Source organism: Streptomyces sp. NPDC041940, assembly GCF_055589465.1.
In genome coordinates, this window is the sequence record NZ_JBVJBP010000005.1 from 54,519 (window position 1) to 75,720 (window position 21,202).

The window sequence follows — 21,202 nt, forward strand, 5'->3', positions numbered from 1 at the left end:
CGATGCGGGGCTCTTCGCGTGACCGCTGCGTCAGGTGCGTTTGCAGATGTGGTCAAGCAGGTTGGCCGTGGCCCGCTGGATGCGGGGATCGACGTGGCCCGGGCGGTCGAGAGCCGGGGACCACGCGAAGGTGCCGGAGGCGAAGACCCAGGCGCCCGACGGGGCGCGGTACAGCGAAGTCTCCTGATGACTCGCGAGGCCCTCGGAATCGGTGTACGGGGAGTGCGCGAGCAGGATGCGCTCCTCGTGCTCGGGAAGGCCGGCGCGTGGGAAGAAGCCGTCGGCCTCGCCCGCGACCAGACCCTCGATCTCGTCGCCCTCCTGCGCGCCGGTCGACTCCCACAGCCAGTGGTCGGCGTTGCGGACGATCAGCGGGTGCGGCTCGGGGACCTGGCCCGCGTACTGGACGCCGATCAGTTCCTGCTCGGGGCGGTCGATCTCACGCCAGAGCACCGGGCGCCCGGGGCCCCTGCGCTTGCGACAGGTGAGCAGGCGATCGGGGACTCCGGACGGCGAAGGACCCAACTCGGCCTGCCAGTACATGGCGTTGGCGCAGAGGAAGACCAGCGAGGTGCCGTGATCGCGGGCGTTCTCGACCGCCCGGCGCATAGGCATCGACCAGTACTCGTCGCGGCCGGGGAAGACCAGGCCGCGGTAGCGGGTGGGGTCAACGCGGCCGGCGTGCAGGTCGCGGGCGTTGGCATAGGCGAGGTCGTAGCCGTAGCGCTCGGCCCAGCGGATGAAGTCGTAGGTGTGGCCGACGTGGTGAGGCAGGCCGGCGCCCGCGTACGGCCGGTCGAAGGAGACCGTGGTGGCCGCGTTGGCCTCGCCGAGCAGCCGACCCTGCTCGTCCCAGGCGTGATAGAAGCTGGCGCCGGTGCGACCGTCCTCGGGGTAGAGGTTGTAGGCCTGCCATGTGACGTCAGGCAGCAGGAGCAGGAGGTCCGCGCGATGGCCGTTGCGGATCGTGAACGGTACGTGGGAGCGGTAGCCGTCGGCGGTGGTGAGGACGGCCACGTACGCGCCGATGCTCCAGTACGAGGGGATCTGGAGCCGCCAGGACAGCCACCAGTGGTGGCAGGAAACGGTGCGGCCAGCGGTGAGCGGGGGCGGCTGGACGATGCCGGAAAGGCGCGGGCTGGTGGTGATCTTCGCGGCGCCGTCACCGCCGTAGTGGCCGATGCGGTAGATGTCCACCCAGAAATCCTGAGGGGGGTTGACGGAAATGTGGAAGTCGATGGCCTCACCGGGCGCCACCGCTCCTGTGGAGGTGAAGCCCTTGATCTGACCGTGCGCATCGTCCGCGGAGCGGGGGCCGCCGGCAGCAACGCGCGGGGCCGGGACGCCCACGGTCGCGGTGGGGTGCGGCTGGACCGCGTCGAGGTACCTGGGCACGCTGCCCGCCGTGCCCTCGAGAAAGGCCGGATTGCCACGCAGCCACGGAACGGGGCCCTGGCCAAAGGGGTCCGAGACGGAATGCCGCAGCGAGGGAGGGGCCGGCCTGTCGGGCGCGAGCGCGCCGAGGGCCGTGAGCACGCTACGGGATGCCGTGACCAGACGCCTGAGGGGTGCGGGAGTGGCAGGATCGCCCGCCGGGTCGTAGACGGTGGCCAGGAAGGACGTCTCGTCGCCCGCCTGCTCCACGATGCGGCTGTCCAGCGCGTCGTAGACCTTCCAGGCGTCCGATTCGCCCACCATGCTGAGGAGTTCTTGGCGGACGTTGTCGCGGAAGGCCAATGTCGCGCCGTCCGCCACCAGCAGGCCGCTCACGATCAGCTCGCCGACGTCCTCATGCGTCGCTTCCGGCACCACCGCTTCCCGTACAACGGCGATCAGCGGGACGGTCAAGTCCGGGATCAACGCGCAGAGGGCGGCCAGCTGCAGCGCTGCCGGCGAGGTGAATCGCCGGAAGAAGGCGGTGAGATCGGCGTCGGAGGCAGGTCCGTCGTCATCGCTGGGCCGCCCCGTCGGCGGGACCAGCAGCGCGTCGCATCCCGGCGCGTCCCTCCGCATCACGGTCGTGGCCCACTGGCGGAGCGCGTGGGGAGTGATGCTCGCGACCGGGACGGGGAGCCAGTCGCCTTGTTCGCGGTCCCGCAAGAGGTGCGGCAGCGTGAAGCGCAGGTCCGCGTTGCCGGATCCAGTCGTCGAGGGGCTGACCCGGACAGCGGGGAGATCCAGGCCGGATCGGCCCCAGAGCCGGGCCGGGATCGGGGTGATCAGAGCCGTCGGGCAGACGGACGCCCAGGAACGGATCAGGCGCCACACCTCGGGCCGCCGCCACCCTGGGTCGCTTCCGTCGGTTACGACCAGGACGAGCGTCCGGCGGCTCGGCCCGTTCACCAGGCGCGGACTCACTTGGTCGTTGCGCTGGTTGCGCAGTAGGGAACCCCGCCGGGTGAGGCAAATGCGCTGCTCGTGCAGACGCCCGAAGGCACCGAGTTGTTCCAGGACACGGACCAACTGGAAGACGGTGTCCTCCCACAGCGCCATACCGGGTGAGTCGTCGATGATCAGGACAACATCGAACAAGGGCTCCTGGGCGGGGCGGAACCTCGGAAGCAGCCTGTTCGTGTAGGCGTATGACTGGACCGTGGCTTCCAGGTCGAGTTCTGTCCTCCGCCCGCGCGGCAAGCGGTGCTTGAGCGGGCGCAGCGCACGACCGAGAGCGACCTGGTCGGGCGACGTGCGTGCCTGTCGGAGCCGGACCTGCTTTCCTGGGCCCTGCTGAAATGCCTCCGATGGCCCTGTGGACGGTTCCGGGTCCGCTGGCTCGACGAGATCGTTGTCCTGGCGCGCGGGGGGCCGGTGTCCACCGCCACCACCACTGAGTGCGATCCGGCCGGCGCCGGCTGACGGCGGGAGCAGCACCGTATTCGCCGTGCCCGGGGGAACGCGCGCGGCCGCGGCGAGCCACAGCGCCTCGGCGACCGCTGTGGCGTCCAGATCGAGACCGAGCCGCAGGACCGACTCCACCATGCCTTGAAGGCGGTCGGCCGCATGCCCTTGAAGAGGGTCAGCCACTGGCGAGGTCCTGAAGCAGCATCTTGAGGAGCTCCTGGCGCGACGTGCCGTGCGGCGCGTCCTCCCCGGCGAGGACGAAGACCGCGTTGAGGAGCTGGTCCACCGCAAGGCTCTCACCGGCGTCGATCCGCTGCACGAACGCCTCCACGATCCCGCTCAGTGCCGTCACGCCCGTCACGTCGAGTCCGAGATGGGCCAGCACCACCCGGCGGATGGCCTTGGCGTCGGGCTTGGGCATGGTGAACCGGATACACCGGCGCAGAAACGCGGCGGGGAAGTCACGATCGCCATTGCTGGTCATGACAATGAAGGGGAATTCCGTGCACTGTACCCGGCCCCGGACCACTCGATGAGTGTCCTCGCCGCCCCAGATGCGGACCTCGACATCCTTGCGCTTGTAACGGGCGAGTTCGGGAATCTCGAACTCACCGCGTTCCAGTACCTGGAGCAGGTCACTGGGCAGGTCGAGATCGCTCTTGTCCAGCTCGTCAATCAGCAGCGCCCGCGGTCGTACGGAGGGCAGGAGCGCGGTTCCGAGCGGCCCGAGCTGAAGAAAGGGAGCGATGTCGTCCGCCGAGCCGCTGCCTTGCGACAGTTGCTGCTCGTGGATGCGGCCGAGAACGTCGTACCGGTACAGCGCGTCGCCCAGTTCGCTGCGAGAAGTGATATGCCAGCGCAGGACGGGCCCCAACCCCAACTCTTCTGTGACGGATTCGATGACGGTCGACTTGCCGGAGCCGGGAGTTCCCGTGATGAGCAGCGGCCGACGGAGGGAGAGCGCCGCGTTCACCGCCCCCGCGAGCCCCTCGGGCGGTTCGAAGGGGACACTCGCGGACCGGCGGGGGAACTGGCGCCAGGGTGGCGGAGCGTCCAGCGCGACCTCGCGCCGAATGCCGTCGCCCCTGTAGTAGGAACCCCACGTCATTGCGTACCCCCTGGTGGATTGTGTGAACGCACTCCGCGACCCGTGCAGAACCGCAGCCATTCGTCGTCGTCCCAGATCGAGCGGAGATCGGCGAGGGGATCGCTCTGGTCCCCTTTCCACCGTTCCCTGTAGGCGACCAGAAAGGCGGCAGGGAGGTCGTCCCAGCGGGCCTCCACCTGCGTACAGTGTTCGGCTCGTCCGTCCGGGCCCGCCGGCCAGATGAGGATCGGCGTGAACGCGAGCAGGAGGTCCATCAGTTCCGGATCCTCCCGTGGGCGCCTCATCAGGCCGATCGGCGTGGTCAGCCGACCGTCCCGCAGGTCGCCCATCAAACGGTCCCTCTGCCGTGTCCGGTGTTCGAGCAGCCAGGTCGTCGCGTAGTCCGTGTCCTGCGCGGCGACGGCCGACAGACGTGATTGAGCGAGTTTGTTGATCCACCTCATTCCGGCCGGCGGGTCTAGTCGGACGCTCCAGCGTGGATGCACCTCGTACTGCTCGCCCAGGCGCGTGCCGTTGAGCACTTCCTCGGGGGCCCAACGCAGCATGATGGTGCTCGGCACGGCGACGTCGATGTGCCGCAGGTCCAGCCCCAACTCAACGGCCTCGGACTCGGCCCATTCGACCGCCTCCAAGAGCTTCGCCTCGGCGCCGTCCTGGCTCGGCGCGCACTCGGCGAAGACGGCGCGCAGATGGACGTCGCCGTCGAGCAACAGCCAGGCGCTCAGGGTCTCCGGCCAGTCGCCCGCCGGCGAGTCCAGTCTCACCACCAGCCTCAGCCGGCGCTGTCTACTGGTCTCCCGTGTGGCGAGGACCACGTCGTTGTATGGGAGCAACGCGCCGACCTCCACCGCCCATGCGCGCATCTCGGCGGCGTCCAAGTCGTACGCGGCGTCGGTGGCCAGCGCGACCATGAATCGTGCCATCGCCGGTCGACAAGACCCCTCCTTCATGGGGTGGTTGAGGGCCACGAACTCGACAGCGTCCCTCTCATCCGCCAAAGGGCCACGCCAGTGCGCACCGATGGCCTTCAGTGCACGTCGCAGTGCTGGCGTGCTGAGCTGCCTGGGCATGAAGGACCGCAGAAAGGCGACGGTGCGTTCCGCGACGATCAGGCTGTCCAGCACTCGTTCCACGCGGATTCGCCGGGGTGTCACTGGCAGCGCCGCGACCTCTCGTTGCAGGTCGCGCAGCACGCTCGTCGTCCACTCCGCAGGCAGTTGCCTCTCGGGTAACAGGGTGAGCAGACCGGCTGTCAAGTCGCTGGTCCCGCGAGGGCCGACCGCGGCCGTAGAGCCGTGAGCCGCCTGCCGGTTCCGGGCAATCCACAAGCCAGCGGCCTTGGAGTCACCGTCGTAGGACAACGTGACGACCCTGCGGGTGGCGTCCGCGACACGCAGGTGTCGTCTGAGGACGCCCAGTCCGATGTGCGTCTCACCGGTCGCGACGCCGGTCGTCAGCAGTCGGGTGAGCGCCTTGGAGAGGTCGAGGTCGTAGGCGTTCTGCTGCACGGGGGAGGCCATCAGGAGATGGAGGCTGGTCCGCCCGCCGCGGGCACCCGTGGTGAGGGCCTCGACCGAGGGCAGGGCGGCGGCTGCATTGCAGGTGTCCACAATGCCCACGACGCCCCGCACCCCCAGGTGGTCGACCGCCTGCCCCAGCAAGTCTTTGATGTTGACGGCGGAGGATGCCCGGCCGTCGACGGACTTCCATCCCAGGAGGTACAGGGTGGGGTGTTCGCCGGAGACCATTCCGTGGCCGAGGAAGGCCATGACCAGCGTGGCGCCTCTGTGTGCGGCGTGACCGACCGCCGTCCGCGCCGCGGCCCAGATCTCGTCCGCTCCGAGACGGCCCGAGAGCAGCGACCGGCCGTCCGGCAGGCCAGGGGAACAGGCGCCGATTCCGGGGTCGGTGAGCACCGCGACGAGGGAGCGCGCGATGGTGTCCAGATCCTCCAGGTCGGGCATCGCTTCGCACTGTGTGGCGATCACCAGCACGTGCCTGCGGTCCTCCTCCGTCATGAGGCCGCAGCAGCGGCTTGCAGCGCCTCGATCACCGGGCCGGCGACCTCGCCCTGCGCCAGGTACTTGGTGGCCGAGTGCACCCACAGGCCGTCGGAGTCGACACGGGTGCCGTGCGGCTGTACACCCGCGGTGTTGGCCATGATGTCCGCGTCACCCAGCGGGCGTGCGCAGATCACGTCGTCGCGGTCCCAGAAGTCGAGCCACGACGCGACGCCCGGTGGAGTGCAGCAGGGCCGGGGCCGCAGGTGCGGCCACACCACTGCGCGCATCGCCAGCGGTGAGCCCAGGGTCACCAGCAACGGCACTGTGGAGGTGAACTCGTGCAGGACCTCGTACGCCACCACGGAGCCGAGGGAGTGGGCCACGACGACCGAGGGCCCGGCGCCCACGAAGTCGGCCACGACGCTGCGGACGAGCAGGTCGAGGCTGTCCCGGCCCCGCGCCAAGTAGCGGGCCACCTGCCCGACGTCACGTATCAGGAGCTTGCCCCCGGCCCACTGCCCGCTCCGGCGCCACGGGCCCGCATCGAGGAGACTGGTGCCGGCGTTTACGCAGGCGCGCACGACATTGCCCACCCCCTGTGCCGCGGTGCCGTCGGGATGCAGGTCGGCCAAGGCCTGACGGAGATCCGCCTGCTCCTGGTGGTCCGAGGCCAGAGCCAGCCGCCTCTCCAGGACTTCCGACATGAGGCCGGATAAGATCGCGGCTTCCAGGTCAGAGAACTGGGCGTCGGCGCCGCCCTGAGCTCCTGGAGAGTGGAACAGGTCGCCATAGTAGGCGAAGGAGACCTCGGCCAGCTTGCCGTTCTCGAGATCCTCGGCCGCTCGGGAATGTCCCGCAGCCCGCGCCCCTCGCGCCAGCGCCTCGATCCATCGATCCTGTTCCAACGCGACACGCCGTGGGCCGCCGATCCCGTGAACGAAGACGAGCCGTAACGCCACGAGACCTCCATGGGTGACGACAGAAGATGCCCTGGTGAGGGGCGAGCGTAGCCGAGTTCAAGTACCGCCATCGTCCGAATCGGGCATCTGGTGTGACCGGTTCGGCACCGGCACGATTCCGCCCCTCGGCAGCCTGGCACGATGGCATCAGGGATTCCGCACAGAGCCTCCGAGCCCTGCTCTGCTGGGATCACAATCCCGAGCCACCAGGAGGCCCCACCGTTGTGTCCCAACTGCCGAGAGATCGCGAACAGGACTCTATGGGCGCGACGCTGACAGGTCCTCGCACCGATGCCCCACCCGGGTTGCGCCCGGCGGCCGATATCACGCTGCCGGTGCGGCGGGGGTTCACCCTGGCCGGACGACATCGATGAGGAGGCCATCGGACTCACCCCGACCTGACACTTGGGTCCTCTTCGCTGACGAGGCGGGCGGCCTCACCGGCGCGCCTAGCCCTGCGGGGGGCCTGGTGGGAACCTGGCCGCAGTCTCGGTCCTCCAGTCACGGGGTGTGGGCGGCGATGCCGCGTCCGCTGGACACGTACTGACTTCCTGGACTGCGAGCCAGGTGAGGGTGGCCCGACGTGTCGCACTGAGGCTGACGGCATGCTCTGGTATGCAAAGCGACCAGTGACGGCTCACGGGTCAACCGCGCCCTCAGCCAGTTCAGCGGGTCGTCAACGAACGCGCCGTCCTGCGGTACCGAGAGATCCACACGTGCCCCGATGGCGGCCGGGGTCGCCCATGCCGCTCAGCCAGCTGCACAAGATCCAGCCCTTCGACCACCCCGGCGACAAGCTGCTCGTCCTCCGCCTCGTTCCAGCCCCGGCCGCGCCGTGACTCGGGCGCTTGTTTTGGCACGTCTCTCCCTCACCGCTCGGACCGCCGCTCGGACAGAATCCACGCAAGGCAGGTTCACACACCGGCTGCCGCGCATCCCAAGTGATCAACTCTGCCCCCGCCCGCTCCCGTCTTGTCCACAGCGGACCCACCCACTACAAGGACGCCGGCGTCGAGCCCGTCGGCGAGAATCGACTTAGGGCTTGCTGGGAAACAACTTGCGTGTTCTGGCTCTTGACACCCCAGCGAAGCCAGGGTGTTCGAGAGCAAGTTGTCTTCCAGCAAGCCCTTACAGGTCGTTTCACAATTGAGGTCCGTGAGGCACGAGATGCTGGGACGCTCAGGTTCGTCCGTAGGATCACTCCATGCCTGCTGACGAACGCGTAGCCCGGTCCACGTTCTCCGGTCGTATCCAGCCGATATCAGCTCCTCAGCCGATGCCGGAGCTGCCTCAGCGAATCTGGTCAGATGACGACTGGAAGCGGATCCAGCTCGGCTACGCGTCGCGGGACATGGATGAAAAGTGGGACGTCTTCACAGAGGGCGAGGTCGTTTTCCTGCACCGAAGCTGGACAGGTAACGGAACCTTCGCAGCGACCTTCGCGCCCGTTGACGGCGGTGGATGGCGGATCGACAGTGCCGTAGTCGAACGTGACGCCGAACGCTATCGAGGAACGGACGATGCCTACGACTGCGTCATGCTTGAGTTGGTGATCAGCGCCATCGTGCTTGGTGAGTCGGCGACAGACCTCCGTACGAAGTTGGTCGAGTTGACGCGTCGGAAGCCGGGTTCCGATGCTCCGGCCAGGCTGATTCAGCACAGCGCCCTGGGGCTGCGCTCGGACTCCTAGCCGATCACTACGGGACCGCTGGATAGACGTCGGATGCAGATCAGGCTGCAGGCCAGTTCGAGCAAGCCCTGGTGGAGATCGGCGCGTCGTTCGTAGCGGGTGCGGAGCCGCCTGAACTGGTGCAGCCAGGCGACGGTACGCTCGACCACCCAGCGCACCTTGCCCAGCCCGGAGCCGTGGGCGACGCCGCGTCGAGCGATCAGGGGCTTGATACCGCGCTCCCAGAGCAGGCGGCGGTACTTGTCGAAGTCGTAGCCCCGGTCGGCTTCGTGCATCCCCAGGAACAGCAGATGTGGACGGATTCGGGAGGCGGTTGGTGATCTTTCGTCGCCTGGATGTCGACGAGTGATGACGGCACCCACTGTGGTGGACGCTGGCTCACGTCCCTGACAGGAGCCCGGCTCCCTGAGGGGGCACTGCTGGCGAAACGGACGTGACAGCCGATGCCTGCTGCGGAAGACTCGCGTCGTGCGTGATGGTGTAGATGCTTCTTCTGGCCTGGTGTTGCGAAGATGGAAGACCGAGGATGCCTGGGCGGTGATGACCGCGTTCGCGGATCCGCTCATGCGTGGACAGTCCATCGAGCCGGTTGATTCTGACCAGGCTGCCGAGCGGTGGATAACGGCTCGTGGTGACCAATGGGCTGCCGATTCTGCCTATTCCTTCGCCGTCGTCGATGGCGGTGGCCTCGTTCTCGGCCAGGTATGTGTCGGCTCGGTGGATCGGCGTCATGCCGTTGGATGGGTGTCCTACTGGACGACGGCAACGGCTCGTGGCCAGGGCATAGCTTCCCGTGCCTGCCGCGCTGTGGCCCGCTGGGCTTTCGACGATGCGGAACTCTTCCGGCTGGAGCTTGGGCACCGGGTGAACAATCCCGCCTCATGCGGTGTGGCTCGTGCTGCCGGCTTCGCGGTGGAAGGACAGCAACGACAGAAGCTCGAATACGACGGTGTCCGCTTCGACGTCGAACTCCATGCCCGTCTGGCAACGGATACGGAGCCCGTGTCGTTGTGAGAGGGCGGTGCGGGACGGCCCGCTGCCCGTGAGAGTCAACGGGCCGTCGGATGAGCGCCTGTATCAGCTGACCTTGGCGGGTTCTTCAACTCGGGCTCGGATGCTGGCGAGGCGATAGGAGTCCGTCCCGGTCTCGATGATGGTGCCGTTGAAGGTCAGGCGGTCGACGATGGCCACGCAGAGACGTGGGTCTGTGAACGTCTTGGTCCAGCCTCCGAACGACTCGTTGGAGGCGGTGGCGACGCTGTTCTTCTCCTCGCGCTCGGTCAGAACCTGGACCAGCAGTTCGGCGCCGTGGCGGTCGAGTTCCATGTAACCGAGTTCGTCGATGCAGAGAAGGTCAACGCGGCGGCCTCGGTGCCCAGCGCGATGAGCATTTGGGACTTGCCGGTGCCGGAGTCGCCGATCAAGCAGAGCGGCTGACTCTTCTTGATCCACTCGCAGCTGGCCAGGGTGTGGATGGTGGCCGGGTCGATGTTGGGGTTGGCGTCGAAGTCGAAGGCCCGCAGCGACTTCTCCCGCGGGAAGCCCGCCGCCTTGATCCGCCGCTCCGAGCGGCGGCGGGCCCGGTCGTCACACTCGGCCATCAGCAGCTCGGCGAGGAAGCCACGGTAGGTCATCTGGTCCTTCATCGCCCGGTCGCGATCTCGTTGAACTCGTTGCGGATCGACGGCAGCCTCAGCACGCGGCAGGCGGTGTCGATGGCGGCGTGGGCTGCCTGCTCGGTCAAGCCGCGCTGGCGGGGCAGGGTCACTGTGCTTCTCCCTCTCGGTGGTCACCGCCGCTGGCGCGACGACGTCGGAGCAACTGGCCATAGGGGGTCACCGAGGGCAGTGCAGGGACGTCACGTTCGCCGACGGCTTGCCGGACAACGGTCGGCCTGACGGGGCGGGTTCGGTCTCGGCCTGGGCAGCCTTGCGTGCCTCTAGCGCGACCGCGTCAGCGGTCATCGCCCCGGCCCGCAGGGCCGCGGCCAGGCCGGCGACGATGTGTTCGTGCGGCAGGTGCCGGCCCAGCAGGACCTCGATCAGGGCCCGGGTGCCGTCTCGCTCACCGTGGACCTTCTGGGACCTCGCGGCCTGAGCCCACCACGCATCGTGGACCGGGGTGAACCTGCCCGCCGAGCGGGCCTGTTCGAGGGCGGTCGAGCCGGGAAACGCGCCGGGCTTGCGGACCAGGACCTCCAGGTAATGGTCCAGGTCCAGGCGGACGGCCCCCTTGGCAATCAGGCGTTCGTGCCGGGCCACTTCCACGTTCTGCCGGATCGGCACCGAGTAGCGGTTGGTGCGGACCGGGATCTGGCCGTAGCGGTCGACCCGCAGGGTGAACAGCCGGCCCGTCTCGAACGGCTCCTCGGGCAGGGGCATCAGCAGCGGCCGCTCGAGCGCGAAGCACTCGGCGACGGTCTTGGACCGGGCACCGATGCGGCGTGCGTCGTCCTGCCGGTCCCACTGCTCGACCATCCCGTTCAGCTCGGCGAGCGAGGAGACCTCCGGGACGGGAACGAAGTGGTTGCGGCGGAAGTAGCCGATCTGCCCCGCGACACCACCCTTCTCGTGGGCGCCCTCGATGCCCGGCCGACAGTAGAAGCTCTCGACGCCGTAGTGCGACTTGAAGGCGATCCACCGGTCGGCCTCCACCCGCGCCCGGCTCAGCCCGAGCACCCGGGCGACGGCGGCCTTGAGGTTGTCGTAGCGCACCTTGCTCCGCGAGACACCTCTAATATGCGGGTCTCGATGTCAAGCCCACTGGTCACGCTGAGGACCAGGGCAGGTACCCCGTCTCACGCAATCTCCCTCCTTCCGATCTCGCGCGCTTCGCGAGTCTGCAGCCCGATTCGAGCGGTTGGGCGACTCGGACGAGCTTCCGGCACAATCAGAGGTTGTGGCCAACCACCCTGATCCGATCGTTCTGTATCCCGACGTCGCTGCCCGAGGCAGCCTCGGCGCCGCGTTGCAAGCAGTAGCGGGAGAGGGCGGTTTCTCCCTCCCTGTCACGTCCTCGGCTTCCAGCCCGTTGAGCCACGCCACCGTCGCGAGCTCGCAGCCGCATCGCGAGGCTCTGCTCGTCACCTCGTGGGCGGCCAAACGGCGCTGGTCGATCCGCGGTGAGGAGTCGTTCCAAGGCATGGCAATCATCGACGGTGACACCGATAGTCTGGAGCAGATCGCCAGGGCCGCGCAGGCGTGGGACCACAGGGTCACTCTGAGCGACATCCGAAAGGCTGCTCCGTTCGTGCACCTGACCGGCCGCTTCGAGGTGCCCGATCACGATCCGGTGCGGCTGACCGAATCGGAGTGGCAGCATCTCCGCACCGAGGCAAGGGAATTGGAGCGACCTGGGGACGCCTATCACGCGCTGGTCGAGGCGGCATATGCCGAGCCGGCACTACGGGGTCTCTATCCGTTTACCAGCCACTGGACGCTGCGATTCTCGACGACAACGCGCCCGCACTTGACCATCTTCGGGCCGTGTCTGCTCGCGCATGACGTCGACCAGTACACGGTCAGCACGAAGTTCACGGGTGCGGATGCCCTCGCCCAAACCACCACGGCGCGGGAGGCAGTGGCGGTTGCCGTGCGTCATCTTCCTTACAGCCCTGGCCCTGTCACGTCCGGAGCGGTCCGCGCCGACAGTCGGTGAGAGATCGGCCATCAGCTATGTGATCAGTTTCTGCCCTGGTCACATAGCTGATGTCCTGGCCTCATCACCGGAACGCGTATCCGCCCGGGGTGGCGACGGCGCCGCTCGGGAGCAGACGGCAGAAGCGGAGCTACCCGCTTCCACAGGTCGTCAGGGACAAGATCAGCACGCACCCGAGACATCCTGACGACCAAGATCGTCGAGCACAAGACACGCAACCCATTCTGAAACGATCAGTTAGTAGTCAGAGGCGAAGTCCACCGTGCAAGCGGCTTCTTGGCCGGTGCTACGGACGATCGACCGCACTTTGATCTCCGTCTCGCCGAGTTCAGACGCACATCGACCTGGCGGTCTTCCAAGTGGAGGTCCATCACGTAGGGCAGGTCGACCTTGATGGTTCCGGCCCGCCGGCACCCGCCGGACACGGCCTAGCGGATCGCCAAAGTTGGACTGTCTGCTGCCCAGGATCTTCCGGCGGGGCTGATGGTCGCCCTCACACAAAGCCCGCCAGTGCAGCCTCCCGTGCGGCGTGCACACCCTGACATCTGTCAGGGATGCGACGTCACTGGGGCGGTCTACGGTTTGAGGTGCTGACTCGGCGACAGCTCTGGGCTGTTTCTGCCGCACGTCGTCCGTTCCACAACGATTGAGGGGGCATGCATGACGCGTACGCCGATCCGGAGAAGGGTCGCAGCGGTAGCCGCAACCGCGTTGTTGGCGCTCGGTACGGGAGCACTGTCGGCGTCGCCGGCCTCGGCGGCCCCCGCTGGCTGTCCGTCCGGCGCCGCGTGCATCTACGGGGGACCCAACAGCAGCGGTGGCGTGACCAACCAGTACTGGTCCCGAGGGGTTCACAAGCTCTACAACCAGGTTGGCGTCCACACCGTGTTCAACAACCAGACGGACGACTGGAAGTTCCTGCTGTGCCGGGGCTCGAACGGCGAAGACTGCGACTGGACCTTCTATGAAGGTTCCTGGACGGACGTCGACCTCACCCCGTTCAACTCCGTCATCGTCACCCCGTAAGGTGTCGCGGCAGTCCCGGGAGAGAGCAGCACTCCCGGGACTCACGTGTGTTCACGCGCCGAAAGCCCACCTCGCCCGCTCGTGCTCCGCCGGACACGGCCTCGTGGCGCTATAGCTCGCTCCACTCGCGGAGCGCGGCGATGAGCGCCGTCCCGTCCGCACGTGCTGGGCCGAGGCCCATCCGGATCCGGGTGCTCTGCCGCATCATGAAGGCTCGCTGGTCGTCGGGGAGGTGGTCCAGCACCGTGCGCCGAGGGCTGCGGCGGTTCCGCTGAGGCAGCCGGCCGAGCACGGGCGTCCCGTGCCGGGCCAGTTCGGCGTCGACCATGTCGTCGAAGGAGTCTGAGCTGTTTTCTTCGGGTCGCCCTTCGAGCATCAGGCCGGTCATGGGTACGTCGGCGTAGGGAAGCCTCCACAGCCGGCTGTGCAACCAGGCCACTGCGGACTCGGCAGTGGCCGCGCTCGGGGTCAAGACCCCCTCGCTGTACAAGCACGTCACCGGCCAGACCGACCTCGCCCACCGGATCGCCATCCTGGCCATGAACCAGTGCGCCGACGCGATCCGCGACGCCATCCAGGGCCGGTCCGGCACCGAAGCCCTGGTCCGCGGCGCACAGGCGATGCGAACGTTCGTCAAGGACCACCACGGCCGATACGCCGCAGCCAACGCCGCCCGCCCGACCGGACCCGACGACCCCCTCATCGACGCCCTCAACCGGGTGGTCGACTCCTGGGCGGCCATGCTGCACGGCTACCGGATCGACCCCGACCAGCAGATCCACGCGCTGCGGATGCTGCGCACCGTCCTGCACGGATACGCATCCCTGGAAGCAGCCGGCGGGTTCCAGTTCGCCACCGACATCGACGACAGCTTCACCTGGATGATCGACTTCATCGACCGCGGCCTGCGGGAGACCACGGCCGCCAGCACCAGTAGCGCCCCCTCCCACAGGGCCGCGCCGGGCGTGACGCTCTGAGCGCCGTGGACCGCGCTCCACGCCAGTCCCCGGCCCCACCGAGCACCGGTAGACCAACCGCTCGCCCCCCGCCCTTCCCTCCCGCACGAGCCAGAAGTGGAAACCACCATGAAGCCGGTCCTCACCGCCGTGATTGACATCGACGCCACCCCGCAAGCGGTGTGGGACGTCCTCACCGACTTCACCGCCTAATCAATGACGGCCGGTGTGCTCGACCTCCACCCCGAGACCTGCCCCGACCCTGACCGAAGAAGGGAGCGGCAAACCACTCCTCCTCCTGCACGACGGCATGGCCCCGTCAGCATGGGTCGCCGCGGAGATCGCCGTCCGCGACCGCGGCGGCCACCCCCGCCGGCATGAGTGCCCCCCTTCCGAAAACGAGAAGCCATCGAGCACCCCGGTCGGGATCTCGTAGCCTCAACCTCGAGGAGCTGTGGTCAGGCTGTTTGCGTCTGCCAGTTGCTGCAATGGTCCAGCCCAGTGCCCTTCTCACGGCACACCCTCCAGGTCAGCTGATAGCCTTCCTTGAAGTCCTTGTTCTTGTAACGGCCTTCACCGCTCCCCAAATTCATCGTGATCTGGCCTCCCCTCACGAGCGTGCCACTCGAGTTCTTGAGCCGCCAATCAACGAGAGCGCCGTGCCCGTCTGTCCTATTGTCTGCGACGTAGAACCAGTCGCCGTGCTCGCCATACGCTCCACCCACGTCGTCGGTGGTGCGCCATGTCCACGGCCCGTTGGAGGATGAGTTGGACGCAGTGGCGTGGTCATACTCCCACGTGATGGCGGACGCCTGAGAGGAAAGGAGGGCCAAGGACCCCACCGTGGCCGCCATAACCGTGACTATGCGCTTCTTGAGCATGTAGACCTCCCTTACATAAGAGCGCCCTGGCGTCGTTCCAATTGACCAGCGCGCGTTCCAATTTGCTTGGAGCAGATGGATTTCCGGTTCATGGCGCGCTCCCAAGGCAGGTTCCGCACCTCAGCGTGCGAGCGCGCTGCACATGCGGGTGCGGAACCGCCTACTTCGAACTCGACCGCAGTCAGGCGGAGCCCGCACCCACTGACCCCAGCACTGTCGTGGCGGCCGAAGCGCAGCTTGTCGCCGAGGCTGGCGAGTGCCCCGGCGAGGTCCTGGTCTTCGCGCAAGGCGGCTACCTGTCGTGGCTGGAAGTGTGTTCATGGAGCGACGACGTCAAGGTGTCCCTGGCCGCCGCGCGCCGTTGGCTGCAGACACCCGCTTGATCTCGAACGGCTAGAGTCCAGCGGTCGCCGCGACACCCCCGACATCACGAGTTCAAGTTCAGCAGCCGCTCCAGCAGGCCAGGGAACTCCGGCGATGCGGTCTCGGGGTGCTCCCATAGTTGGTCAAGATGCGTCGGCAGGCACGATCTTCCACTCGCATCACGAGGGCGTAGAGAACTTCATGAATCTTGGAAGCTCGTGCCTGCACTGCTTTCCCGGGCAGAGCCGAGACGGCACCACGAACCGGACGTCAGACGACTGGGCCGAAGCCCAGCCTCAGCATGGGGGGTGTTTTCCGGGAACAAGTACACCCGCGGCAGTGTCCGTAACTCCCAAGAGCGCGGCCATATAGAGCGCGAGAGCGCCAGCCGCCGCAGAAGGTTTCGTCCTTATTCCCGTCCCCCTTTGTCGGGTCAGGCGGCCCAGCGTCCGTTTGAGGTAGCGGAAGAGCGGAAGTCGAACCAGAAGCGGACGCCGTTGGGAATGTCGAATTCCAGAATGGTCCAATTCCCGCGGGAGGCGTACCTGTACGTGCTTGCGCAAGTCCCAGTGCTCCCCCAGCACACCCGAACGTAGCGGTTAGTCTTGGGCTTGATGCTGATGTTCGCACAGCTGCTCGTGGTCTTGAGGTACCGGCCCTCGGGGTAGGCGCCGTCGCCACTCGGCTTCGAGTAAGCGCGCGAATCCCCGTAGCAATCCTGGGCCGTCTCAGGTGCCGCATTCGCAACAGAGGCCCCGCCCGTGAGTCCGGCCATCGCCAGCAGGAGCACACTGTGAGCCACAATGAGGCTTTTAACGCTCTTTCGCATTCCCTCTCCGATCTGCGTGTAACCGATTTAGCAGAGCGAGAACTGTTGCGAATCGCACCTCTCGCTCAACGGCGTACGCATTTCAAGGTAGGTGGCCCCATCGCGGATGTCGTTAGCACCGAGTGACCACCTGCTTGGCACTGCGTCTACTCCACGACGCGCTGGACCTGGTGCCGGTACTCCCCGGGCGGGAGCCCGTATGCCGTGCGGAAAGCACGGGTGAAGTCAGATGCGCGTGAGAAGTCACAGTAGGAGCCGATGTCGTGGATAGGCATGGCGCGCATCGCAGGGTCGGCGAGCGTACGTGCGTGGGGTCAGTTGCGGGTCGTGCAAGTGTTGCTGGACGAAGGCGCGGATACACAGGACGAGCGCCTGTCGGCGGGTTTCCGGTGGCAGCGAGCTGTCCGAATCGAGGGCATGGGCGATGAGTGCGGACAGCAGGTCGACGGCGGATTTTCGAGCTTCCCAGCGCGTGCTGGACCTCGGTGCCGTATCGGTGTGGCCAACCACTTTCCAGCCGGCCTTGGCGATTGACGTCATTCGATTCGGGCTCAGACATCTCGATCCACAGCCCGAGGGCCTCGCTCGTTGCGCTTCACGACAGCCCCTATGAGCGGGGTGGTGGCTGTGGCTGTTTGACCAGGTGGAAGACCTCTCGGGACGCGTAGCGTTTGAGGCAACGGATGATTTCGCGACGGGTCTTGCCCTCCTTGATCCGTCGCTCGTAGTAGTCCTGAGTGCGCGAGTCGACCCGCAGGCGGGTGAACACGATGCGATGGAGCACGGCGTTGGCCTGCCGGTCGCCGCCGCGGTTGAGACGACGGACCTGCCGACGTCCCGAGGAGCGCTCGACAGGGCTGACCCCGCACAAAGCGGCGAAGGACGCTTCACTGGCCAGCCGTTCCGGGTTGTCCCCCATCGTGATCAGCAACGTGACCGCCGTGTCCGGGCCCCCCGGACCGTCAGCTGCTGCACCATGCGGCGGCCGGTCTTTCCGGTGGCGCCGGTCACCAGAATCGTCTCGTCGCTCATGCCCTCCAGCCAACCCGTCAAGCACGCGCCCCGGCCATTCCAGGATCCGCAACTCTATTAACAGTAAGGGCAGTTCTTTAGCAGCGGATTGGTAAATCCGCAGCATCGTCAGCAATGACTACGAGCAGTAACGGTCGGTTGTGCGGCACTTCCGTCAGCTTGCGGGTCGCCGGTTCGACACGATGGGTTCGGCGGTGGCAGCGAGCAGGGCGGTGTCGTCGTCGACCCGGTCGGGGGTGTTCAGCAGCTCCAGGGCCCGTTCGATGATCCGCTGGGGGTCGGTGCGGGCGGCGACGGGGAGCGCGCCGCAGGTCTGGCACAGGGACGCCAGGCAGTCGTCCAGGGACAGCGCCCGGCTTTCCACCAGGCCGTCGGTGTACAGCAGCAGGCTGGTGCCGGGCGGGAACGCCACCTCGCGGTCGACTGGGGTGCTGCCCAGTCCCAGCGGCAGCGCCGGGGGCAGCTCCAGGTAGGCGGTCTCGGCGGCTACCAGCAGGGGCGGCAGGTGCCCGCCGGCGGCGTAGCGCAGGCTGTGGCGGTGCGGGTCGTAGACCGCGTACAGGCAGGTGGCGAAGCGTTCGGCGGCGAGCGACTGCAGGTAGGCGTCCAGCCTGGCCAGCACCTGGGCCGGGCCGGCGCCCTCCATCGCGAGGCTGTGCAGGGCGGAGCGCAGTTGGCCCATCACGATGGCGGCTTCCACGTCGTGGCCCATGACGTCGCCGATGGCCAGCCCCACGGCACCGTCGGGCAGTGCGAGCACGTCGTACCAGTCGCCGCCGACCTCAGCGCCGCGGTTGCTGGCCCGGTAGTGGGTGGCCAGGCGCACACCGGGCACCTCGGGCAGGCGGTGGGGCAGCAGGGCGCGCTGCAGGGTCAGGGCGAGGCGGCGCTCGTTGTGGTACCGGGTGGCGTTGTCGTAGGCCAGGGCCAGGCGGTGGGCGAGGTTCTCCAGATACTTGTGTTCGACCGCGGAGTAGTCGGTGTGCCGGACCAGTACCAGGGCCCCCAGTGTCTGGTCGTGGGCGTGCAGCGGCAGGGCCAGCACGGCGGCGGGCGGCGGGTGCGGGCCGGCTGGGGCTGGGGCGGTGCCGTTGATCGCGTGGGTGGCGGCGCTGGCCAGGGCCTCGCGGGCAAGAAGGGGTGCGCCGGCGATGTATGCCGGGGGCGACTGGGCCGGGGCGGGTGCCGCTGCGATGAGGTGGATGCTGATCTGGTCGGCGAAGTCGGGCAGCAGGATCTGTCCGGCGGTCTGCAGTATGTGGTCCGGGTCGAGGGTGGCGGACAGCCGCAGGCCCGCGTCGGCCAGGGTGGCCAGCACGGCCAGCTGGTCGCGGGTCTCGGTCAGGACCTGTTCACGCAGCCAGGACAGCTCCAACCCGGTGCGGACGCGCGCCAGCAGCTGGCGCGCGGAGAAGGGTTTGGCCAGGTAGTCGTCGGCGCCGGCCTGCCGGCCCTGCACGGATTCCTCCTCGCCGGCGCGGGCGGTGAGCAGGACGATCGGCAAACGGGCGGTGCGTGGGTCGGCGCGCAGCGCCCGGACCAGCTCGAAGCCGTCCATGTGGGGCATCATTACGTCGCTGAGCACCAGCTCCACCGGCTGCGCCAGGGCCGTCTCCAGGGCCGCCCGGCCGTCGGCGGCGAGCAGCACGTCGTAGTCGGGGTCCAGGAGCTGGGTGAGATAGGCGCGCATGTCGGCGTTGTCGTCGACGACCAGCAGGCGGGCCCGGCGGGGGCGGTCGGTTTCGTGCGGGCCAGGGCCGTCGGTCGCGGGGGCGGGGGCGGGGGCGGGGGCGGGCGGGGCATCGTGGGTCGCTGGGGCGGGCGGAGTGTGTGCCGAGGGGCTCGGCGCGGCGAGAACGGGCTCAGCCGCCAGCCAGCCCAGTGCCTCGTCCGCATAGGGCGCAGCGCGGCCGGACCGGCCGCCTCCGCCTTCCCTGAGGGTCTCCCCGGGGAATCCGACGCTGTCCGCGGCCGGGTTCGAGCGGGGCCGGTGGGCGGCGGCGAAGGGGAGGTCCACGGTGACGGTGGTTCCCTGGCCGGGCCGGCTGTCCACGCCGACGGTGCCGCCATGCGCTTCCACCAGGTCCTTCACCAGCACCAGGCCGAGGCCGCTGCCCTCGTGGGAGCGGGAGCGGGCTCCGCGGACTCGGTGGAAGCGCTCGAACAGGCGCGGCAGCTCGTCCGCCGGGATGCCGGTGCCGGTGTCGGTCACGGTCAGCCGGGCCCGGTCGCCGGCCGCGGCCACCTGCACTCGGGCGCCGCCGGTGAAGGTGAACTTCAGGGCGTTGCTGAGCAGGTTGAGGATGATCTTTTCCCACATCTCCCGGTCCAGGGACACCGGCTTGGGCAGCGGCGGGCAGTCCACCTCCAGCGTCAGCCCGGCCGCCTCGAAAGCGGAGCGGAACACCCCGGCCAGCTCGGCCGTGGCACGGGCGAGGTCGACCGGCTCAAGGGCCGGGCGTATCTGCCCGGCCTCGGCCCTGGCGACGTCCAGGAGGGTGTTGACCTGCTTCAGCAGGCGCAGAGCGCCGCGCTCGGCCAGCTCCAGCTGCTCGCGCCGCTCGGGCCGGTCCTCGTCGGCCAGGGTCTGCTGGAGCGGGCCCAGGAGCAGGGTGAGCGGGGTGCGCAACTCGTGGCTGACGTTGGCGAAGAAGGTGGTCTTGGCCCGGTCCAGCTCGGCCAGCGCCTCCGCCCGCCGTCGCTGTTCGTCGTGGGCGAGCGCGGCCGTCAGCGCCCCGGCCACGGCGGCGGCGAGCACTTCCAAGAAGTCCCGGTATGTCCCGGCCGGAGGGAAGCAGGGGTTGACGCCCACCACCAGGGCGCCTCCCACCTGGCCCGCACAGTCCAGCGGCAGAGCCAGCACCTGCTCGACCGGGAGCCGGGAGGCCGCGGCGTGCCGCCCGGCCGTGTTGCCTCCGGTGAACGCGGCAGCAGGCAGCGTGGCAGGGGCACCGTCGGCGACCACCTGCGCCAGCCGGGCTGCGACCTGCGACCCGGCGGCGGCACTCTGCGAGACGGCCTCGGGCGCCTGCTGGAGCCCGGCGGAGGCAGCCGGCCGCAGCACCCCCGGCTCGGAGGCCAGGTACAGGCCGAGGAACGGGATCTCCTCAGGATAGGAGCCCAGCACCTCCGCGACGACGCGGGCGACCTCACCCGGCGTGGGCAGCCCGGCGGTGCGGGCGCCGGCCTCGCTCAACAGGCGCAGCCGACGCTCGCCCAGTACCCGGCCGGTGGTCTCGGTGAGGATCTGCAGCACGCCGCCGGCGGTGCCGTCGTCCAGCAGCACGGGCTGGAAAGAGGAGTCGAAGTAGCACTGCTCCGGAAAGCCGTGGCGCTCCATGATGAGCGGCTCATCGGAGATCAGCATGGACTTGCGGGTGTCGATCACATAGTGGAAGTGGGAGCTCACCGGGGCCCAGACCTCAGGGAACACCTCCTTGTACGGCTTGCCGAGCGCCCAGGGATGCTTGGCGCCGGGAATGAGTGCGGCGCCCAGGTTGTACAGCGTGGCGAACTCGGGGCCCCAGTACAGAGCCATGCCGTGCTCAGAGGTGAGCATGAGGCGCAGGGTGTCCACCAGGGGCCCCGGCCAGGACTCGGGGGGCCCGAGCGGCGTCGCCGCCCACTCGATCCCGGCCAGAAGCTCGCCGAACGCACCGGCCTCGGCGAACATCCGGGCCGCCGCGGTGCGCGGGTCCTCGGGCCGGGTCATGAAGAAATCGCCCTCCTGGCGCCTACGTGATCCGCCCGCGCCCCCAAGGCTGCCGGACGCTACTCGCTGCGGACCTTCGGGCAGAACGGACGCCGGATCCGACGCTTCTGGCTATCCTCCCGCCAGAACTACAAGGCTAATTAAC

Annotated in this window: 14 protein-coding genes and 5 pseudogenes; 6 read left to right on the forward strand and 13 right to left on the reverse strand. The window is 68.3% G+C overall.

The features are described 5' to 3' along the window. Positions 1-30: 30 nt before the first annotated feature. From ACZ6I3_RS11270 to ACZ6I3_RS11290, 5 genes and pseudogenes are all read right to left on the reverse strand, one after another. Entirely contained in the window at positions 31-1,536 is a 1,506-nt protein-coding gene (locus tag ACZ6I3_RS11270) for a N,N-dimethylformamidase beta subunit family domain-containing protein (protein WP_469414072.1), read from the reverse strand. A gap of 105 nt (positions 1,537-1,641) precedes the next feature. Then, positions 1,642-2,979 (reverse strand): annotated as a pseudogene (locus ACZ6I3_RS11275) (SAV_2336 N-terminal domain-related protein); the annotation flags it as partial. A 37-nt stretch (positions 2,980-3,016) separates the two neighbouring features. Beyond that, entirely contained in the window at positions 3,017-3,949 is a 933-nt protein-coding gene (locus ACZ6I3_RS11280; protein ID WP_469414074.1) for an AAA family ATPase, read from the reverse strand. Next, complete coding sequence (locus tag ACZ6I3_RS11285) at positions 3,946-5,967, reverse strand: vWA-MoxR associated conflict system protein (RefSeq protein WP_469413729.1); 2,022 nt, start codon at positions 5,965-5,967, stop codon at positions 3,946-3,948. The genes ACZ6I3_RS11280 and ACZ6I3_RS11285 overlap by 4 nt, the downstream gene beginning before the upstream one ends. Then, complete coding sequence (locus ACZ6I3_RS11290; protein ID WP_469413731.1) at positions 5,964-6,857, reverse strand: alpha/beta hydrolase; 894 nt, start codon at positions 6,855-6,857, stop codon at positions 5,964-5,966. The genes ACZ6I3_RS11285 and ACZ6I3_RS11290 overlap by 4 nt, the downstream gene beginning before the upstream one ends. Before the next feature lie 1,330 nt (positions 6,858-8,187). Here ACZ6I3_RS11290 and ACZ6I3_RS11295 point away from each other — a divergent pair. Beyond that, the gene (locus ACZ6I3_RS11295) at positions 8,188-8,601 is read left to right on the forward strand and encodes a hypothetical protein (protein WP_469414076.1); all 414 of its coding nucleotides are present in this window, start codon (positions 8,188-8,190) and stop codon (positions 8,599-8,601) included. Here ACZ6I3_RS11295 and ACZ6I3_RS11300 read toward each other — a convergent pair. Further along, positions 8,598-8,900: pseudogene (locus ACZ6I3_RS11300) on the reverse strand (transposase); the annotation flags it as partial. The gene ACZ6I3_RS11295 and the pseudogene ACZ6I3_RS11300 overlap by 4 nt on opposite strands. A gap of 169 nt (positions 8,901-9,069) precedes the next feature. Between ACZ6I3_RS11300 and ACZ6I3_RS11305 the strand changes: the two are divergent. After that, positions 9,070-9,615, forward strand: coding sequence for a GNAT family N-acetyltransferase (locus tag ACZ6I3_RS11305; RefSeq protein ID WP_469413732.1), 546 nt, complete (start codon positions 9,070-9,072; stop codon positions 9,613-9,615). Positions 9,616-9,678: 63 nt separating this feature from the next. On the opposite strand, the pseudogene ACZ6I3_RS11310 reads toward ACZ6I3_RS11305, so the two are convergent. Both ACZ6I3_RS11310 and ACZ6I3_RS11315 read right to left on the reverse strand, forming a co-directional pair. After that, positions 9,679-10,369: pseudogene (locus tag ACZ6I3_RS11310) on the reverse strand (ATP-binding protein). 67 nt (positions 10,370-10,436) lie between these two features. Continuing rightward, a complete protein-coding gene (locus tag ACZ6I3_RS11315) occupies positions 10,437-11,315 on the reverse strand; it encodes a transposase (RefSeq protein ID WP_469413733.1) in 879 nt (292 codons plus the stop codon). A gap of 184 nt (positions 11,316-11,499) precedes the next feature. Between ACZ6I3_RS11315 and ACZ6I3_RS11320 the strand changes: the two genes are divergently transcribed. Further along, positions 11,500-12,258: a DUF6193 family natural product biosynthesis protein gene (locus ACZ6I3_RS11320; protein WP_469413734.1), complete on the forward strand. Its 759-nt coding sequence runs from the start codon at positions 11,500-11,502 to the stop codon at positions 12,256-12,258. 822 nt (positions 12,259-13,080) lie between these two features. After that, on the forward strand, positions 13,081-13,284 hold the full coding sequence (locus ACZ6I3_RS11325; RefSeq protein ID WP_189594583.1) for a hypothetical protein: 204 nt from the start codon (positions 13,081-13,083) through the stop codon (positions 13,282-13,284). Positions 13,285-13,393: 109 nt separating this feature from the next. On the opposite strand, the gene ACZ6I3_RS11330 is transcribed toward ACZ6I3_RS11325, so the two are convergent. After that, positions 13,394-13,723 carry a hypothetical protein gene (locus ACZ6I3_RS11330; protein ID WP_469413735.1) on the reverse strand — a complete coding sequence of 110 codons (330 nt, stop codon included), beginning with the start codon at positions 13,721-13,723 and terminating at the stop codon, positions 13,394-13,396. A gap of 13 nt (positions 13,724-13,736) precedes the next feature. Here ACZ6I3_RS11330 and ACZ6I3_RS11335 point away from each other — a divergent pair, with 13 nt between their 5' ends. Further along, positions 13,737-14,261 carry a TetR-like C-terminal domain-containing protein gene (locus tag ACZ6I3_RS11335; protein WP_469413736.1) on the forward strand — a complete coding sequence of 175 codons (525 nt, stop codon included), beginning with the start codon at positions 13,737-13,739 and terminating at the stop codon, positions 14,259-14,261. Positions 14,262-14,698: 437 nt separating this feature from the next. On the opposite strand, the gene ACZ6I3_RS11340 is transcribed toward ACZ6I3_RS11335, so the two are convergent. Further along, complete coding sequence (locus ACZ6I3_RS11340) at positions 14,699-15,121, reverse strand: hypothetical protein (protein ID WP_469413737.1); 423 nt, start codon at positions 15,119-15,121, stop codon at positions 14,699-14,701. A gap of 218 nt (positions 15,122-15,339) precedes the next feature. Between ACZ6I3_RS11340 and ACZ6I3_RS11345 the strand changes: the two genes are divergently transcribed. Beyond that, on the forward strand, positions 15,340-15,504 hold the full coding sequence (locus tag ACZ6I3_RS11345; RefSeq protein ID WP_469413738.1) for a hypothetical protein: 165 nt from the start codon (positions 15,340-15,342) through the stop codon (positions 15,502-15,504). A gap of 955 nt (positions 15,505-16,459) precedes the next feature. Here ACZ6I3_RS11345 and ACZ6I3_RS11350 read toward each other — a convergent pair. From ACZ6I3_RS11350 to ACZ6I3_RS11360, 3 genes and pseudogenes are all read right to left on the reverse strand, one after another. Further along, positions 16,460-16,760, reverse strand: a pseudogene (locus ACZ6I3_RS11350) (helix-turn-helix transcriptional regulator); the annotation flags it as partial. Positions 16,761-16,920: 160 nt separating this feature from the next. Next, positions 16,921-17,265 (reverse strand): annotated as a pseudogene (locus tag ACZ6I3_RS11355) (transposase); the annotation flags it as partial. Positions 17,266-17,499: 234 nt separating this feature from the next. Further along, entirely contained in the window at positions 17,500-21,057 is a 3,558-nt protein-coding gene (locus ACZ6I3_RS11360; RefSeq protein WP_469413739.1) for a SpoIIE family protein phosphatase, read from the reverse strand. Positions 21,058-21,202: the final 145 nt, after the last annotated feature.